Source organism: Priestia sp. YIM B13486 (assembly GCF_042787865.1).
Taxonomy (GTDB): domain Bacteria; phylum Bacillota; class Bacilli; order Bacillales; family Bacillaceae_H; genus Priestia; species Priestia megaterium.
On record NZ_JBHZOZ010000004.1, the window covers coordinates 231,707 to 248,077 of the forward strand.

18 protein-coding genes are annotated in these 16,371 nt (G+C 38.2%); 3 read left to right on the plus strand and 15 right to left on the minus strand.

The genetic code is table 11. The features are described 5' to 3' along the window. Positions 1–386: 386 nt before the first annotated feature. From rbsB to ACFX4G_RS13215, 11 genes are all read right to left on the minus strand, one after another. Positions 387–1,307, minus strand: a complete 921-nt coding sequence (gene rbsB, locus ACFX4G_RS13165) for a ribose ABC transporter substrate-binding protein RbsB (RefSeq protein WP_013055634.1) — start codon at positions 1,305–1,307, stop codon at positions 387–389. 11 nt (positions 1,308–1,318) lie between these two features. Continuing rightward, complete coding sequence (rbsC, locus tag ACFX4G_RS13170; protein ID WP_097824222.1) at positions 1,319–2,278, minus strand: ribose ABC transporter permease RbsC; 960 nt, start codon at positions 2,276–2,278, stop codon at positions 1,319–1,321. Between the two features lies 1 nt (position 2,279). Then, positions 2,280–3,761, minus strand: a complete 1,482-nt coding sequence (locus ACFX4G_RS13175) for a sugar ABC transporter ATP-binding protein (RefSeq protein ID WP_013081941.1) — start codon at positions 3,759–3,761, stop codon at positions 2,280–2,282. Between the two features lie 14 nt (positions 3,762–3,775). Next, complete coding sequence (rbsD, locus tag ACFX4G_RS13180; protein ID WP_097824224.1) at positions 3,776–4,165, minus strand: D-ribose pyranase; 390 nt, start codon at positions 4,163–4,165, stop codon at positions 3,776–3,778. Next, entirely contained in the window at positions 4,166–5,044 is an 879-nt protein-coding gene (gene rbsK / locus ACFX4G_RS13185; protein WP_043980153.1) for a ribokinase, read from the minus strand. After that, positions 5,037–6,026, minus strand: a complete 990-nt coding sequence (locus ACFX4G_RS13190; RefSeq protein ID WP_043980156.1) for a LacI family DNA-binding transcriptional regulator — start codon at positions 6,024–6,026, stop codon at positions 5,037–5,039. Before ACFX4G_RS13190 ends, rbsK begins: the two co-directional genes overlap by 8 nt. 116 nt (positions 6,027–6,142) lie before the next feature. Next, a complete protein-coding gene (locus tag ACFX4G_RS13195; protein WP_013055628.1) occupies positions 6,143–6,568 on the minus strand; it encodes a MarR family winged helix-turn-helix transcriptional regulator in 426 nt (141 codons plus the stop codon). Positions 6,569–6,730: 162 nt separating this feature from the next. Then, a complete protein-coding gene (locus ACFX4G_RS13200; protein ID WP_097824226.1) occupies positions 6,731–7,141 on the minus strand; it encodes a hypothetical protein in 411 nt (136 codons plus the stop codon). A gap of 8 nt (positions 7,142–7,149) precedes the next feature. Next, positions 7,150–7,680 (minus strand): NAD(P)H-dependent oxidoreductase, encoded by a 531-nt coding sequence (locus ACFX4G_RS13205; RefSeq protein ID WP_014461382.1) that lies wholly within the window; start codon positions 7,678–7,680, stop codon positions 7,150–7,152. An 18-nt stretch (positions 7,681–7,698) separates the two neighbouring features. Next, entirely contained in the window at positions 7,699–9,324 is a 1,626-nt protein-coding gene (locus tag ACFX4G_RS13210; RefSeq protein WP_377575217.1) for a DHA2 family efflux MFS transporter permease subunit, read from the minus strand. A gap of 42 nt (positions 9,325–9,366) precedes the next feature. Further along, positions 9,367–10,005, minus strand: coding sequence for a biotin/lipoyl-containing protein (locus ACFX4G_RS13215; protein WP_013055624.1), 639 nt, complete (start codon positions 10,003–10,005; stop codon positions 9,367–9,369). Positions 10,006–10,357: 352 nt separating this feature from the next. Here ACFX4G_RS13215 and ACFX4G_RS13220 point away from each other — a divergent pair, with 352 nt between their 5' ends. Then, the gene (locus ACFX4G_RS13220; RefSeq protein ID WP_043980161.1) at positions 10,358–10,813 is read left to right on the plus strand and encodes a MarR family winged helix-turn-helix transcriptional regulator; all 456 of its coding nucleotides are present in this window, start codon (positions 10,358–10,360) and stop codon (positions 10,811–10,813) included. 93 nt (positions 10,814–10,906) lie between these two features. Here the strand turns inward: ACFX4G_RS13220 and ACFX4G_RS13225 are convergent, their stop codons facing one another. The 4 genes from ACFX4G_RS13225 to ACFX4G_RS13240 form a co-directional block, all read right to left on the minus strand. Beyond that, positions 10,907–11,668 (minus strand): SDR family oxidoreductase, encoded by a 762-nt coding sequence (locus ACFX4G_RS13225; protein WP_097824228.1) that lies wholly within the window; start codon positions 11,666–11,668, stop codon positions 10,907–10,909. A gap of 121 nt (positions 11,669–11,789) precedes the next feature. After that, complete coding sequence (locus ACFX4G_RS13230) at positions 11,790–12,617, minus strand: aldo/keto reductase (RefSeq protein WP_075421316.1); 828 nt, start codon at positions 12,615–12,617, stop codon at positions 11,790–11,792. A 31-nt stretch (positions 12,618–12,648) separates the two neighbouring features. Continuing rightward, positions 12,649–13,404 (minus strand): IclR family transcriptional regulator, encoded by a 756-nt coding sequence (locus ACFX4G_RS13235; protein ID WP_043980166.1) that lies wholly within the window; start codon positions 13,402–13,404, stop codon positions 12,649–12,651. 216 nt (positions 13,405–13,620) lie between these two features. Continuing rightward, positions 13,621–13,929 (minus strand): hypothetical protein, encoded by a 309-nt coding sequence (locus tag ACFX4G_RS13240; RefSeq protein ID WP_013055618.1) that lies wholly within the window; start codon positions 13,927–13,929, stop codon positions 13,621–13,623. 498 nt (positions 13,930–14,427) lie between these two features. Between ACFX4G_RS13240 and ACFX4G_RS13245 the strand changes: the two genes are divergently transcribed. Next, positions 14,428–14,763: a DUF485 domain-containing protein gene (locus ACFX4G_RS13245; protein ID WP_176521295.1), complete on the plus strand. Its 336-nt coding sequence runs from the start codon at positions 14,428–14,430 to the stop codon at positions 14,761–14,763. Positions 14,764–14,779: 16 nt separating this feature from the next. Next, the gene (locus tag ACFX4G_RS13250; protein ID WP_013081928.1) at positions 14,780–16,330 is read left to right on the plus strand and encodes a solute symporter family protein; all 1,551 of its coding nucleotides are present in this window, start codon (positions 14,780–14,782) and stop codon (positions 16,328–16,330) included. Positions 16,331–16,371 lie beyond the last annotated feature (41 nt).

The following is a 16,371-nucleotide window of genomic DNA, read 5'->3' on the forward strand; positions in this document are numbered from 1 at the left end:
GTTTATGTTACAATACAGTTAAAAGTTTCCCATAATCTGTATAACCAAGAATCTCTTTCTGGGAATTCATCACCAAAATCCCTTGATAGAGAGGTTTACTGTTTATTAAAAAAGATATATTTTTGTCATAAACAGGGCAAAATCACTCTTTAAAAATAGAAATAAACGCTTATTATTACAGGTATATTACAAATTTTTCACAGAAAATTATGTGTTTTAGCGTCTTTTTTCGGTGTTTTTTACTTTTTATTACATAAATTCCACCTACATAATTCCTACACTATTTATAAAGTTGTGACTTTTTCACTTCTTTTTTACACTTTATATACATAAAAAGACGCCCATAAATCAAATGAGCGTCTTTTTTCTACACACGTATAAAACCATTATTTGTCAGAGGTTACTAGTTTTAAAGGCACTGGAATTTGCTTATCTACCTTTTTGCCTTGAAGAACATTTTTAGCAGACTTTACGGCAAGTTTACCGATTAAAACAGGCTGCTGGGCTACAGTTGCTCCTAGCTTCCCTTCTTTTACCGCTTTAATTGCATCGTCGTTTCCATCAAACCCTACTACTAGCACATCTTTTCCTGAGCTGTTAATCGCTTGAATAGCTCCTAATGCCATTTCATCATTATGAGCAAATACGGCTTTGATACCAGGATTTCCTTGAAGAACATTCTCCATAACGTTTAAGCCTTTTGTACGGTCAAAATCAGCCGACTGTTTAGCCGTAATATCTAGCTTTTGATCCGCAACGTTGTGGAACCCTTTTCCTCGCTCACGAGTTGCTGAAGCTCCCGGCACGCCTTCAAGTTCTGCTACTTGAGCTTTTTCCCCTACTTTTTTCACAATGTAATCAGCAGCCATTTGACCACCTTTTACATTATCTGAAGCTACTAGGGTTTCTACTTTTCCTTTTTCTGCTGAACGATCTAGTGTAATAACTGGAATACCTACATTATTAGCCGATTGTACAGCTGTTGAAATAGCAGCTGAATCCGTTGGGTTAATAAGTAGAATGTTAACACCTTGCTGCATTAAATCTTCTACATCGTTAATTTGTTTTGCTGAATCATTTTGAGCATCTACTACAACTACTTCCATGCCCAGTTTTTTTGCTTCTTTTTGTACCCCTTCTTTTAGCGAAACAAAGAACGGATTGTTTAATGTAGAAACGGATAAACCAATTTTAATATCTTTTAAATTTTTACTTTCAGATGGTTTCGCCCACTCAGGAGGCTGAAGTGAACAAGCCCCTAACAGTAATAATGAAAATGATAATAGCACGAGCCAAATTTTCTTCATGTTTTTCCCTCCTAAGCTGACTTTTTGCGATCAATTAATACCGCGATTAAAATAACAATTCCTTTTACGACCATTTGGTAAAAGGACGAAACGCCGAGTAAGTTTAAGCCGTTGTTTAACGTTCCGATAATCAGCGCACCAATTAACGTTCCAACAATGCGTCCACGTCCTCCAGAAAGGCTTGTTCCACCCAGTACTACTGCAGCGATAGCATCTAACTCGTAAGACGTACCTGCCGTTGGCTGAGCAGAGTTCAAACGAGAAGTCAAAATCGCTCCTGCTAGCGCTGCCAATAATCCTGCTAGCGAGTAGATCATAACCTTAACTTTTGGTACTTTAATTCCTGAAATAAATGCTGCTTTTTCATTTCCTCCGATTGCATATGTTCTACGGCCAAACGGCGTTTTATGCAAAATCACCCATAGGACAGCAAATGCTAGTACCATCGTAATTGCCGGAACAGGAATACCTAGAAAATAGCCGCGGCCAAATAACTGGAAGTAATAGTTTTCGCCTAACCCCGTAATCGGATTTCCATCTGTATAAACAAGCGTTAACCCTCTAAAAATTGTCATCGTCGCTAGCGTTGCAATAAACGGCGCCATTTTTCCTTTTGTAATAAGCAAGCCGTTAATCATACCCATTACAGCTCCTAACACACATCCTATTAAAATAGCTAAAATAGGATCTACACCTGACACAATCATACCTGCCATTAACGCACTTGATAAAGCAAGTATAGAGCCAACCGATAAATCAATTCCGCCTGTTAAAATGACAAACGTCATACCGAATGCAATTAAGGCATTAATGGCTACTTGACGCAGCAAGTTTAAAATATTTAAAGGTTCTAAAAAGCTTGGATTTAAAATCGATACAATGACAATAAGAATAAATAGACCTAGTAACGGACCTAGCTTTTGCATCACGTTATCAACGCGATTTTCTTTTATCGCTGTGTTTGCTTTCATTTTACTGACCTCCTGTTGCAAATGTCATAATTTTTTCTTGAGTTGCTTCTTCACTTGTCAGTTCACCTGTTATTTTTCCTTCATGTACAACCAAAATGCGATCGCTCATGCCCAGTACCTCTGGAAGCTCTGAAGACACCATGATAATAGCCACGCCTCTGTCTGTCAGTTCATTCATAAGCTGATAAATTTCACGCTTTGCCCCGACGTCAACTCCTCGAGTTGGTTCATCTAAAATCAGCACTTTTGGTCCAATGCCAATCCACTTGGCAATAACTACTTTTTGCTGATTTCCTCCCGATAAGTTACCCGCACTCGTCTCAGACGACTCAGTTTTGATCGTTAAACGTTTAATAAGTAAATCTACAAATTGCTGCTCGCTTTTTTGTTCAATAAAGCCTTTTGGCGAAAAGCTGAATAGACTTGGAAGCGCAATATTTTCTCGAATAGAAAAATCCAGGACGAGCCCTTCTGTTTTACGATCTTCTGTAATGAACCCGAGACCTAATTTAATGGCTTGGTCGGGCTTTGTGATACTGACCCGTTTGCCATTTAATATAATTTCGCCTTTTTCTAACGGATCAAGCCCGAAGATAGCGCGCATAATTTCGGTTCTGCCAGCTCCCATTAGCCCCGCAACACCGACAATTTCTCCTGATCGCACTGAAAAATGAACGTCTTGAAATACACCTTTTCTCTCCAAGCCTTTTGCTTCAAATACAACGTCTCCCTTAGGAGATGTCCTAGCAGGAAATCGATCCGTTAGCTCTCTTCCTACCATTTTGCGAACAACATCATCGAAGCTGGTTTCTGGAATCGGCTTTTTGTCTACCGTCTGTCCGTCACGCATGACCGTAATGGAATCACAAATAGCGAAAATCTCTTCCATACGATGTGAAATATAGACAATCGATACACCTTGTTTTCGCAGCGCATTAATTACGTCAAATAACTTTTGAATTTCTCTTTCAGTAAGCGCTGCGGTTGGCTCATCCATGATAATGACCTTTGCATTCGTCATCAGCGCTTTGGCTATCTCAATCATTTGCTGCTGTCCGACAGAACAAAGTCCCGCTTCTTGATCAAGAGGAATGGTCACAGCTAATTTTTCAAACTGCTTCTTTGCTAACGCTTTCATTTCTTTTGTTTTTAAAAAACCTAAAGGCGTTTTTAATTCTTTGCCGATAAATAAGTTCTCAAGCACCGTCATTTCAGGCCAAACGTTCAGCTCTTGATGAATAAAGGTAACTCCGTTTTGTTCTGCTTCTTTTGGGTTTTGAAAATACGTCTCTTTGCCATCAATCAGAATCTGCCCTTCATCTTTTTTATGAAGGCCGGTTAAAATATTCATCAGCGTAGATTTCCCCGCTCCATTTTCCCCCATTAGTGCGTGAACTTCACCTTCATGTAATTCAAAATCCACGCCCCTTAGTACACGGTTTGCTCCAAAGGCTTTATGAATCCCTCTCATTGCAATATGCATGCTGTTCACCTCTTTTAAAAAATAACTCCCGCTTGTAAAATGCAGTTTGCATAAGGAGTTGCTTCTCCTGTACGAATCACAACTTTCGCTTTGCTTGTCAGCATTTTTAATTGTTCATGCGATACTTCTTCTACTAAGATGTTTTGCTTCTCCATCAACTCGTAAGCCTTTTGATTTCTTTCTTTCATTTCAGAAGCAATCACTATTTTTTCTGTAGCCATATCTTCTAACACAGCTACTACTACATCTTTAAAGCTAGGCACCCCTAGCTTTAAAGATAAATCAATTTTAGGCACGTCACTCGGAACAGGTAACCCTGCATCTGCAATGACAATAGTGTCTGTATGACCTAGATCTGTTAGTATTTTCGTAATATGACTGTTAATCATTCCGTGACGTTTCATTTACAGACTCTCCTCCACTTCTTTGCGAGTCGGCATACCGCCTTGCGCACCAAATTTAGTGACGGATAGCGAAGCTGCGCGATTAGCAAACTGAATTCCTTTTTCAAAACCCATTCCTTCGGCAAGTGCCACAGCAAGCGCTGCGTTAAATGTATCTCCTGCTCCTGTTGTATCAATCGTTTCTACTTGATAAGAAGGAACCAATACTTCTTTCTTGCCGTTAAAATAGCGCACACCTTGTTTTCCTTCTGTAATAAACAATTTATTTGGATACTGTTTTAATACTTCTTCTTTTTCTTTTCCTTCAAATAAAAGCTCTGCTTCATGTTCATTTGGAGTGATGTAAGAAACTTGTTCAATCACTTCTGCTTTTAATGGTCTTGCAGGCGCCGGATTTAACAAAAGCGGTACTTTAAGTTCCTGACAAAGCTCAGCAACATATTCAACCGTTTCTTCTGGAATCTCTTGCTGAATAAGTACGATATCCGCTTCTTTAATTTTTTCTTTTGCTTTTTCCACGTAGTCTGGAGTAATATAATCATTTGCTCCTTTGACAACTACAATGCTGTTATCTCCTTCAGCGAGTATAATGTGCGCTGTTCCGCTATCTGAATCTGTAACCGGTTTCACATTTTTCACGGATACACCGTTTGATTTGAAATTCTCCAGAATTGCTTTTCCGTAATGATCTTCGCCCACACACCCAATCATACTCACATCAGCTCCAAGACGGGCTGCTGCAACAGCTTGGTTCGCTCCTTTTCCTCCGGGAACAGTTTTGAATGATTCTCCTAACACTGTTTCTCCAGCTCCAGGACGAATATTTGATGTTACTACTAAATCCATTGATGAACTTCCAATCACAGTTACTTTAGCCATGTTCCTCAACCTTTCGTGTCGTATTTCGTTCAATAAACGTAACGGGTAGTTGTACTTGCTTTTGAATTAAAGGTTCTTTCTTAATGCATTTTATTAACAGACCTGCTGCTTGCTTGCCCATTTCATAAGCAGGCTGACGAATTGTAGACAGCGCTGGAAACGAAAAGCGGCTTTGCGGAATATCATCAAAACCAATTACTTGTAGATCATCAGGCACGCTTTTTTCTAATCGAAACGCCTCGTGTAAAACGGCTGTGGCTACAATGTCATTACTTGCAATAATCCCGTCCGTTTCAGGGTACTTTTGAAAGATTTCCTTTGCCCATTTCTGCGCATCGTCAAACGCTAGAGAATTTGTATTTAATACGTAAAAGTCTACATCAGACTGACTCAAAACAGACAGAGAGCCTTGAAAGCGTTCCTGGGCAGGCTTTACATTTACTGGACCTTTGATAAGTGTAATTCTTTTACTTCCTCTTTTGATTATTTCTTCTGCAGCAAGTTTTCCACCCTCAAAACCATCAGCATAAACGGATGGATACTGTTCAGAACTTCTATCTAAAAACACGACGGGAAATGTAAGACCTTCATATAGTTTCTGAGCTAGACTTGTTGTTGCCGTGATCATCCCTACTACATGGTTTTGCGTAAACGTTTGGAGATAGGTTAATTCTTTCTCTAACTGCTCATCACTATTGCCAAGAATTAAACGAAATCCATGGCTATGTACTTCATCTTCTATTCCTCGTGCAAGCTGAGGGAAAAAAGGGTTTGTAATGTCTGGAAGCAAGAGACCAATCAAACGAGATTCACGTGTATAAAGCGAACGGGCTACCTCGTTAGGGCTGTAGTTTAATTTTTGAATTGTATTCATTACTCGCACACGCGTGTCTTCTTTTACATATCCTGTACTGTTTAAAACGCGCGAAACGGTCGCAACGGACACGCCTGCTTCTTTTGCTACATCACGAATTGTTACCACTTTATTTCCCTCCCTTCATATATGTAACCGTTTACACAAATGATAACATGGAAAAGTGAAGTTGACAATCTTTTTATTAAAAAAAATCACTTCATTAAGAAGTGATTTTTCTTTCATTAGATATTAGCGTCTAGTTTCTTAAATAATTTCAAAAATTGCTCTTGATCTTTCGGTTCATAGCAAGAAAAGAAATGAGCAATCATCTTTTGCACAATTTCATTTGCTTCTTCAATCACTTGTTCACCTTTAGCTGTTAACTCAATGTTTACTTTGCGGCGATCCTCTTTAGAGTGATAACGTGAAACTAACTCTAAGTCTATTAAACGATTAATAACAGGAGTAATCGCACTAGGCTTGACGCGCATCTCTTCTGCCAGCTTGGTTACCCCAATGTGACTGCACTTACCGATAATTAATAAGATATGATATTGAAAAGGTGTAATCCCTTGTGAAAGTAACCTTTCTTTTATCTCTGTCATTACCTTTTTGTTAAGGGATATCGAAATTCTCTGGACCTCTTCAATAAATGTGAGCTGTTCCATGTTTTGACGTCCCCTTTCTTATAATCAGGGAGTCGATGTTAACATGTCAGCCCCCTGCTGCACTCCAAGCGAAACCTAGCCTGGGGAGAGCGGCTGGTTTCGCAGAATGCTTATAACCTATTTTCTATCTATTTTATTCCGTACTATTATAATAGAAGAAACTCATTCACTATCGTTTTTCTTAAACGATCTTAAAGCCTTACGAAAAGCGTCATCATTCATAACGTCACGTTCTTCTTTTGTAAAAACCGTGTTGTCTTTTTCGCCTTCTCTAAACTTTTGCAGCACTTGACGATACATATCATCGTTCATGACATCTTTTTCTTTCTTATATCTAGATGTTCTTGTTTCCGTCTTGGCCTGCGGCTCTTTTGGCTCTTCTTTTGGTGCTGCAGGTTTTTTTTCTGCCACTTTTTTCTCTTCTACTTTTGGCTCTTTAGGAGCATTTGAAGCAGCCGCTTCTTTTTTAGGTGGAACTGTACGCTGGCGCTTAGAAGATGATGCTTTAGCATTCATTGTAATAATTAGTACAACCAGAATCACAGCTACAACGATCAGTAAAATACCTAACATACTGTCACCTACTGTCCTTGTGTCATTCGTTTAGTCACTTGAACAACACGTTCTCCTAACGCTTTACCTAGCGCTTGGTCGTTCTCTGTTAATAATTCGTCACCTTCGATTGGACAAGTAATTCCCACACCGTAATAAGTACCGTACAGCGCATTTTCTGGAATGTTACCTGGTAAGCCAGCGATAACCATTCCTTGATGAAGCATAGGTGTAATTAAATTTAAAAGCGTTGCTTCTAAGCCACCGTGCGTTGTAGCTGTTGTACAGAACACCGCACCTACTTTATCAATTAATTTACCTTCTGCCCATAAATAACCTAATTTATCAATCCACGTTTTTAACCCTGAACTGATTGTTCCAAAATGCCCTGGGCAGCCCCAAATAATAGCATCCATTTCAGGCAGTTCACGTACATCTGCTTCTTCTACATGCTTTACATATACAGTTGCTTCTCCAGACAGCTCGGCGCCAGAAGCAATCGCTTTTGCTAATGCCTCTGTATGTCCGCCTTCACTATCATATACGATACAAATTTTCATCCTTTATCCCTCCGTTGCTTATGAGTTCATATCTTTTGGTGCCGGTAACATACGAATATCGTCTGTTGTTTCTTTTTCTGTCTCTTCTACTTCTACTACTGCATCTTTACGAACATCACGTAGGAAGAAACTTAAAATCAATCCAATAATGGCAATAATAACTGTCCAATAAAACGCGTCGTTAATTCCTTGTACAGTTGCTTGCGCTTGAACTTTTCCAGCTAATGTTGTTAAAGCTTGTTTTTGCGCCTCTGTTTGAGAAAGGTGAAGCGTTTGAGCAATCTTTTGCACAAATGCCTGGAAGTTATTCATAAAGAATGGATCGGATGTAGTCATTGAACTGCTCATTTCATTCACATGATATGTTGTGCGATTTGTAAAGATTGTAGTCATTAAACTGATACCGATTGAACCACTCACCTGACGAAGCGTGTTCGCCATTGATGTACCATGGCTGCTTAATTTTGCCGGCAGCTGATTTAAACCAGCCGTCATAATTGGCATCATCAATAATGACATACCGAATGCACGGATCATATAAATAATAACAATATGACTAAACGGTGTTTCAAGCGTTAATTTTGTAAATTCAAATGTTGTCACAACCGTAATCAACATTCCGACAATCCCTAGTGGACGCGGTCCTAATTTATCAAACAGCGTACCAGAAATTGGTGACATAACTAACATAACAAGTGCACCAGGCAAGATTAATAAACCTGAATCAAATGCTGAATAGCCACGAATGTTTTGCAAGTAAATTGGCAATAAGAACATACCAGCATACATGCTAATTGTGATGGCAATACTAATGATATTAGATAATGAGAAAATACTGTATTTAAATACTCTCACATCAAGTAATGGACTCTTAAGTCGAAGCTGCTGCATGACAAAGATGATTAATAAGACAATACCGCCAATCATCGTTGACAATACAACTGAATCCGTCCAGCCATCGTTTCCAGCTTCACTGAAGCCGTATAGAAGTAAAGCCATACCTGCAAGAGATGTAAACACAGAGATTAGATCTACTTTTACATTTTGAGGTGGTTTAATATCTTTTAATTTAAAAGCTGCAATAATAAGTACGAGCGCACCTAGTGGCACCATTCCCGTAAATAAAATGTGCCAGTCATAGTTTTGAATAACCCATCCTGAAAGCGTCGGTCCAATTGCCGGAGCGAACATCATGGCTAAACCAAAGATACCCATTCCTTTTCCGCGCATATGAGGAGGGAAAATAAATACGATAATGGTCATAACTAGAGGTGCTAGCACTCCGCCTCCGACTGCTTGAACCAGACGTCCGATTAGCATAATCGAGAAAGTCGGCGCAATTCCGCAGACAAGTGCCCCTATTGTAAAGCAGGCCATTGCAAATAAAAATAAGCGACGAACTCCAAAACGTTCAATTAAATAGGCTGATAATGGAATAAGTGCACCATTTACAAGCATATATCCTGTAAGCAACCACTGTGCCGTATTAGCCGTAACTCCAAACTCTGTAATCAGATGCGGGATCGCAACATTTAGCAGCGTTTGGTTTAAAATTGCTAAGAACAATCCAAGCATAAGTACGACTAGCAGCGGAATATGCTTTTTAACTGAGCTTTCCTCTGGTTGTATCGTGTTTGCTGACATCAGTTCCTTCCTCCTTTCTTCTCTTCTTAATCATGTACGTTCTTAGTTTTTAGAGATTTTAACTTCTGCGTTCATACCTGGAAGTACGTTTTCAGAGTAGTTAGAAATAGAGATTTTAACAGGAACTGTTTGTGATACTTTCGTATAGTTGCCGTCTGAATTAGAACTTGGCATTAATGAGAAAATTGAGTTTGTTGCATAACCGATTTCTTCTACTTTTCCATCGATTGTTGTTTTAGTATCTCCGTCAACTGTTACATCAACGTCATCGCCAGCTTCAATATCTTTTAATTTGTCTTCTTTAATGTTTGCAATGATGAATAAGTTATTCATATCTACTTCGCTAGCAATTTGTTGACCAGCTTGAACCATTTGATTTTCTTTTACCTGTGTTTTGATGATTTTACCGTCTTCTGGTACTGTAACTGTTTTTTCTCCATCTTCTGATTGGATTTTAGCTACCTCATCATCTTTTGAAACATCTTTACCTTCTTCAACGTTCCAGCTTGCTACTTTACCTGCCGCTGGCGCTACTACTGTATAAAGGTCGCCGGACACTTTTGCATTGTCTGTGGATACATAATTAGATTTTTGAATATAATAGTATCCCCCACCAATAATTAAAGCTAATACTACAATAATTCCGATAAAGTTCATTAAAATTAAACGCCCTCTTGACATTTATTTTACCTCCTTAATATTTCATTCAGTTAAGTATTACGCTATATAACTTTATCACAAAGATATTTAGTTGTAAATAACTTTGATTTTAATTTATTTTTGAAACTAAACATTTATGTTTCATAAAGTTTTCCCGACTGAATACTTTACTACATCTTTAACTGAAATACAACTTAAAAGTTTTGGTTTCTTTACAAGTACTTTACTTTACTTTAAAGTTAGATATATAAGCATAGGGTTATACACAAAAACAGCTTCTTTTTTTGGAACAAACTCCCTATATACATAAACCACAATAGGTAACTAGCAGCAATTGTTTAACACCTATAATGATAAAGAAAAGGTGATTATAATGGATCAGCAGTTAATAGATAAACTAGAAAAACTTGACCAAGTTAAAACCTCATTATTTGAACTCAAGCGAAAGCTCTTGGAAGATAAAATCAGTGAGCAGCCCTATAATTTGACCATTACGAAATTTTTAATTCTAAAATTCATTGGAGTCAGCTCTAAACGTATGGTAGCCGAAATTTCTTCAAATCTAAAGCTAACCTCCGGGGCTACTACCATTTTATTAAATCAATTAGAAGCTGATGCACTCATTAAGCGCGTACGTGACCAAAAAGACCGCCGAATTGTATGGATATCCTTAACAGAGGCTGGCGAAACATTAGTGAACTATGTAATTGAGCAGCGGAATTTATTTTGGCAAGACATGCTTTTTGCTCTAACTCCTGAAGAACAGGATGAGTACCTCCGCATGCTTGAAAAAATGGAAAAACGAATTAGACAAACTGTAGATCGTTAATGCTAAAAAGCGTGTGTTCATTTATTTTATGGACACACGCTTTTTATGACCCGCTACTATTGACGAGTTTAGGAAGCTTTTTGTTTGCTGTCTTTAAAATTCAGGATTATTTTTCAAAAATCCACTCCAAGCCTGTGCTGTAGCTTTCTCAATTTCTTCTTTGGAAGCATGAAGCCTCTTAGCGCTGTCTCCATAGCCAATTTCGATTTTACCTTTTTTCAATTCTTCAAATATCGAATCGGCAAAGTCATCAAGCGGTGCTCCAAATGTATGAAGTCCCGGTCCTCCTAAATCCGTGTTCACGGCTGGAGGAAGAATTTCTATCACTTCGGTATTTGTTTCTTCTAATTGATGTCTTAGACTAATCGTAAACGACCTTAATGCCGCTTTTGTTGCGCTGTAGATTGGCACCCATGCTCCAGGTGTTAAAGACAGCCCGGAAGTAACGTTAATAACCGCAGCACGTTCTTGTTGAACGAAATGAGGAATCAATAACGACGTTAAATGAATAGGAGCACTTACATTACTCATTAGTTCTTTTTCGTAATACTGCCACTCTTTGTGCATGTGTAAAAGATTTACGCGCTGCTGAATGCCTGCATTATTCACAATAACATTTAATTTCGGGAATCTTTCAGTCGCCCATTTTACTAGCTCTACTCTGCTTTCTTCTATTGATACATCGCACACTTTTGTATGTAATGAAGGGAATCTTTCTTTTGCTTCTTGCAGCTTTGACTCCCTTCTTCCACAAATAATAACTTCATTTCCTTCATTTAAAAACCGTTCTGCAAGCGCCAACCCAATTCCTGATGCTCCGCCCGTAATTAAAATAGTGTTTTCTGACATCTTCATTACTTTTCCTCCTCGTTCAACCATCGCATTTACTCTTTAATAAACAAAGCGCTACTGCATGAATGACAATAGCGCTTTGTTTATTATTTATCTTAAAAGACGTTTTAGTCTTGCTTTAAAATTAAAAGTCAAAGTTATCCGGATCGGGACCTACGCGATGATTTTGATTTAATGCGTTAATTTTTTCAACTTCATCTGCATTTAATTCAAAATCAAATACGTCTGCATTTTGGATAATACGATGTTCTTTTGTTGACTTAGGAATAGTTACTACTTCGTTTTGCAAGTCCCAACGTAAGATAACTTGAGCAGTTGATTTTCCATGCTTTTCAGCAATTTGAGTTAACACTTCGTTATCAAGCAGCTCACCTTGTGCAAGCGGTGACCATGCTTCCACTTGGATTCCTTGTTTTTTGCAGTATTCACGCACTTCTGTTTGTGTTAAAAGTGGATGAAATTCGATTTGGTTTACCATCGGCTTGACTTCTGCATCTGCAATCAAGTCTTCTAAATGATGTACTTGGAAATTCGATACGCCGATTGCACGAATTTTCCCGTCTTTATAAAGCTTTTCAAGTGCTTTCCACGTATCTTTATACTTACCTTCAACTGGCCAGTGAATTAAGTATAAATCTAAATATTCAAGACCTAGCTTGTTTAAGCTTGTTTCAAACGCTTGAATAGTTGTGTCATATCCTTGATCTGCATTCCACACTTTTGATGTAACAAACAGTTCTTCGCGAGAAACACCTGATTCTTTGATCGCTTGTCCCACGCCTTCTTCATTTTCATAAATTTTAGCCGTATCAATGCTTTTATATCCAGCTTTGATTGCATATTTAACTGAATCTACAACTTCTTGACCATCTTCTACTTTATAAACACCTAAACCTAACCAAGGCATTTTAACGCCGTTTGCTAAGGTCGTCGTTGACTGTAAGTTTTCCATGTTGCTGTTCATCCCCTTTTTTACTATTAAATTATTCGTAAAGAGTAATTGCTTGTGAAATTTGTTCTGCGCACTGTTTAACAAGTGCAGCATGTTCTTCGTCTTTCTCTTGTGAAATACGAAAGGATGGACCTGATAAAGCAATAGCCGCCATTATTTTTCCTTTTCTGAAAATAGGGGCTGCAATACAGCGAACGCCCGGCTCCCGTTCTTCATCGTCGACAGCATATCCTCTTTCCTTACTTAAAGCTAAATCAGCTTCAAGCTTGTCCAGCTCGGTGATCGTTCGATCTGTATAAGCTTCAAGCGAAAGTTCATGAAGAATAGATTTTTGTACGCTGTCCTCTTGATAAGCAAGAATACACTTTCCAATAGCATTTGCATGAAGCGGCTTTTTATTTCCTACTTCAGAATGCGTACGAGTGCTATATTGCCCGTTAACCACCTGAGTTGTAACCATTTGTTTATGATGGAGAATTCCCGCATAAATGGTCTCTTTGGTCTCTTCACTCAGCTTCTGCATAGCAGGAACAGAGAGCCAATTCATTTCATAGTTCGTATGCATCGTATTTTGCACGAGTGCCAGCACCAGTTGCGGTGAAACCGTATAGCGGTTAGACGGGTTTCTTACAATAAATCCGTTTTGCTCAAGCGTGCTCACAAGACGATACATCGTACTCTTATTAAAACCGAGCGCTTCCATCATTTCTGGAATAGTCATATTCGGACGGTTTAAAAGCAAAGAGAAGATATCTAATCCTTTTTTTAAAGTTCCAACCTCGGACATGCCCTTCTTCCTCCTTTTATCCGAACAACAATTTTATTATAAAACAAAGCTCTTTATCGTATCAAATAAGGAAACTGCACTAAATTATTTTCCCTATATAAGAGAATACATAACGTAATTGTTCTTCTTAATCTATTCCACTGTTTTTTCTATTTAAACATAAAAAAAGTCTTAACAATAGAATTTTTTTACATTTTTTGAAATTAGTTTTGCTTTTCACTCGTTAACTTCTTCAAATCGCTTCAGCTGCTCCAGCTGATTTTCCTTTTTCATAATTTCTTTCTGACGCTCACCTAGTAAATCGAAATGAGGATAGCCTGATCGATTATCAATATACTTAGCGGGAATACCGTACTTTTTTCCCCACTTAATCAGCTTATTTAAGTCACTGCAACCTACTTTTGTTACGGTAGTTGCATGTGGAAAACGCTCATCAAGCCAATAATGAGTTAAAAACGCGATCTCTCCTCGCTTAACAGCTGCTTTCCATGCGTTTAGTTCCGGGCGTTTAATTCCAAATGCCATTCTTTCACCTTTTCTCTTTTATATAAGTAGTCACATTATTTGTTTGCTATAAAGAAAAAATATCATTCATATAGAAATCTTTCATAATATCTTGTCTACTTATAACCATCTCTAAATAATAGCTTATTTTCTCAACCTGTTTCCTCTCTAAGCATTATCGTGTGCTTATGATTCTATCATCATCTTCTCTTATTTTTCAAAAGATCAAACAAACAAATAACGTTTAAATAATAAAGAAAAGCCTTATATATATAAGAAACTAAGGATTAATTTCAACATTTCTTTTGCGAATGATTTTTCCTTTGTATTAAATGTTGTTCTTTTTTTATTATGTCAGTATGCATTTATTACGAACCTTCAGTATATTAAAAAACCTACACAGTTACCATTCTCACAAAAAGACAGAATTTACTTTTTATTCCGAAAATAATATAATTCAAGTGATATGAAGCTTTTCGCTTCATCTATTTATTATCAAAGGGGGAATTCCGCTTGGCGATGAATGAAAATTCTTTAAAGAAGGTAAACAATGCTTCTTCCTCTCCTGATTACACAGAAATTGTACAGTCTGCTTCATTTCAAAAGCTTTTGAAACAAAAACGCAATTTTATTTTACCGCTCTCTCTGTTTTTTCTTGCTTTTTATTTTACCTTGCCTATCTTAACGGCTTACACAACCGTCCTAAACAAACCAGCTTTTGCTTCTATGACCTGGGCGTGGGTATTTGCTTTTTCACAGTTTGTGATGACCTGGACCCTATGCATTCTATACACAAAAAGAGCCTCGAAATTCGATGAACTTGTTGACACGATTAAAAAAGAAGCTGCAAATTAAATAGGGGGTTAAATGAATGAACGTACTAGCTTTTTCACTTTTTTTAGCCATTGTAGGTCTTACGCTAATCATTACGTATGCGGCATCCAAGCGGACAAAAACGACCAGTGACTTTTATACAGCAGATGGAAGTTTAACCGGCTGGCAAAACGGTATGGCAATTGCCGGAGATTATATGTCTGCTGCATCATTTTTAGGCATAGCTGGGATGGTAGCGCTTTCTGGATTTGACGGTTTTTTTTACAGCATCGGCTTTTTAGTTGCCTACCTGGTTGTGTTATACATTGTAGCTGAACCCCTTCGCAACTTAGGAAAGTACACGATGGCAGATATGATAGCAGCTCGTTTTAACGAAAAGAAAGTGCGGGGAGTTGCTGCGTTAAACACGATCACCATTTCCATTTTTTATATGATTGCGCAGCTTGTTGGAGCAGGAGCATTAATTCATTTATTACTTGGTCTAGATTACGTGTACTCTGTCTTGATTGTCGGCGTCTTGATGACGGTTTACGTTGTATTTGGAGGAATGACAGCGACTAGCTGGGTGCAGATTGTCAAAGCCTTGCTTCTGATGATTGGTACGTTCATTATTTCCATTATCGTATTTTCAAAATTTGATTTTAGCTTAGCTAAAATGTTTTCCGAGATGAAAACTGCAACTCCTCTTGGTGACGGCTTTTTAAATCCAGGAAATAAATTCAAAAATCCGCTGGACATGATTTCGTTGAATTTAGCTCTTGTTCTTGGTACAGCAGGCCTGCCTCATATCCTTATTCGTTTCTTCACAGTAAAAGATGCCATCACCGCAAGAAAGTCTGTTATTTATGCAACGTGGATCATTGGCGTTTTTTACATTATGACAATCTTTTTAGGATTCGGTGCTGCTGCTTTTGTAGGATATGATGATATTATCAAAGCAAATGCAGCAGGAAATATGGCGGCTCCTCTGCTCGCTCAAGTTCTTGGCGGAGACTTTCTTTTTGCGTTCGTTTCAGCTGTAGCATTTGCTACAATTTTAGCTGTTGTAGCTGGACTGGTGCTCTCAGCAGCTTCAGCATTCGCGCACGACTTCTATAGTCATATTCTGCGTAAAGGAGCTGCTACTGAAAAAGAACAGGTAGTGGCTGCACGATGGGCTTCTATTGGGGTATCCATTTTATCTATTATTCTTGCATTATTTGCTCAAAACATGAACGTGGCATTTTTAGTGGCACTTGCGTTTGCGGTAGCAGCGAGCGCTAACTTGCCAATTATTCTTCTCACTATTTTTTGGAAACGTTTTAATACAGCAGGAGCAGTCACTGGCATGCTGGTTGGACTGTTCAGCTCCCTGTTTTTAGTTGCCATTAGTCCTAACGTATGGGCACCTGAGCCGGGAGCTGCTATCTTTGTAGGTGAACCGCTCATTACGCTAACAAACCCTGGTATTATCTCTATTCCTCTAGGCTTCTTAGCTGCTTTTATAGGAACACTTCTTTCGTCTAAAAAAGCAGACGAAAAGAAATTTGATGAGATTTTAGTAAAAGCAAATACAGGTATGGGAATCGAAGAGCCCGTCAAGCATTAATGCCAAAAAAGCCTTGAAGCAGGTTGCTTCAAGGCTTTTTA

Excerpts from the sequence above, each read along its gene's own strand:
- ACFX4G_RS13215 (WP_013055624.1), bottom strand. The coding sequence starts at position 10,005 with ATGTCAAGAGGGCGTTTAATTTTAATGAACTTTATCGGAATTATTGTA.
- ACFX4G_RS13240 (WP_013055618.1), bottom strand. The coding sequence starts at position 13,929 with ATGGCATTTGGAATTAAACGCCCGGAACTAAACGCATGGAAAGCAGCT.
- ACFX4G_RS13210 (WP_377575217.1), bottom strand. The coding sequence starts at position 9,324 with ATGTCAGCAAACACGATACAACCAGAGGAAAGCTCAGTTAAAAAGCAT.
- ACFX4G_RS13195 (WP_013055628.1), bottom strand. The coding sequence starts at position 6,568 with ATGGAACAGCTCACATTTATTGAAGAGGTCCAGAGAATTTCGATATCC.
- ACFX4G_RS13235 (WP_043980166.1), bottom strand. The coding sequence starts at position 13,404 with ATGTCCGAGGTTGGAACTTTAAAAAAAGGATTAGATATCTTCTCTTTG.
- ACFX4G_RS13225 (WP_097824228.1), bottom strand. The coding sequence starts at position 11,668 with ATGAAGATGTCAGAAAACACTATTTTAATTACGGGCGGAGCATCAGGA.
- ACFX4G_RS13220 (WP_043980161.1), top strand. The coding sequence starts at position 10,358 with ATGGATCAGCAGTTAATAGATAAACTAGAAAAACTTGACCAAGTTAAA.
- ACFX4G_RS13250 (WP_013081928.1), top strand. The coding sequence starts at position 14,780 with ATGAACGTACTAGCTTTTTCACTTTTTTTAGCCATTGTAGGTCTTACG.
- ACFX4G_RS13245 (WP_176521295.1), top strand. The coding sequence starts at position 14,428 with ATGAATGAAAATTCTTTAAAGAAGGTAAACAATGCTTCTTCCTCTCCT.
- rbsK (WP_043980153.1), bottom strand. The coding sequence starts at position 5,044 with ATGGCTAAAGTAACTGTGATTGGAAGTTCATCAATGGATTTAGTAGTA.
- rbsB (WP_013055634.1), bottom strand. The coding sequence starts at position 1,307 with ATGAAGAAAATTTGGCTCGTGCTATTATCATTTTCATTATTACTGTTA.
- ACFX4G_RS13205 (WP_014461382.1), bottom strand. The coding sequence starts at position 7,680 with ATGAAAATTTGTATCGTATATGATAGTGAAGGCGGACATACAGAGGCA.
- ACFX4G_RS13175 (WP_013081941.1), bottom strand. The coding sequence starts at position 3,761 with ATGCATATTGCAATGAGAGGGATTCATAAAGCCTTTGGAGCAAACCGT.
- ACFX4G_RS13200 (WP_097824226.1), bottom strand. The coding sequence starts at position 7,141 with ATGTTAGGTATTTTACTGATCGTTGTAGCTGTGATTCTGGTTGTACTA.
- rbsC (WP_097824222.1), bottom strand. The coding sequence starts at position 2,278 with ATGAAAGCAAACACAGCGATAAAAGAAAATCGCGTTGATAACGTGATG.
- ACFX4G_RS13230 (WP_075421316.1), bottom strand. The coding sequence starts at position 12,617 with ATGGAAAACTTACAGTCAACGACGACCTTAGCAAACGGCGTTAAAATG.
- rbsD (WP_097824224.1), bottom strand. The coding sequence starts at position 4,165 with ATGAAACGTCACGGAATGATTAACAGTCATATTACGAAAATACTAACA.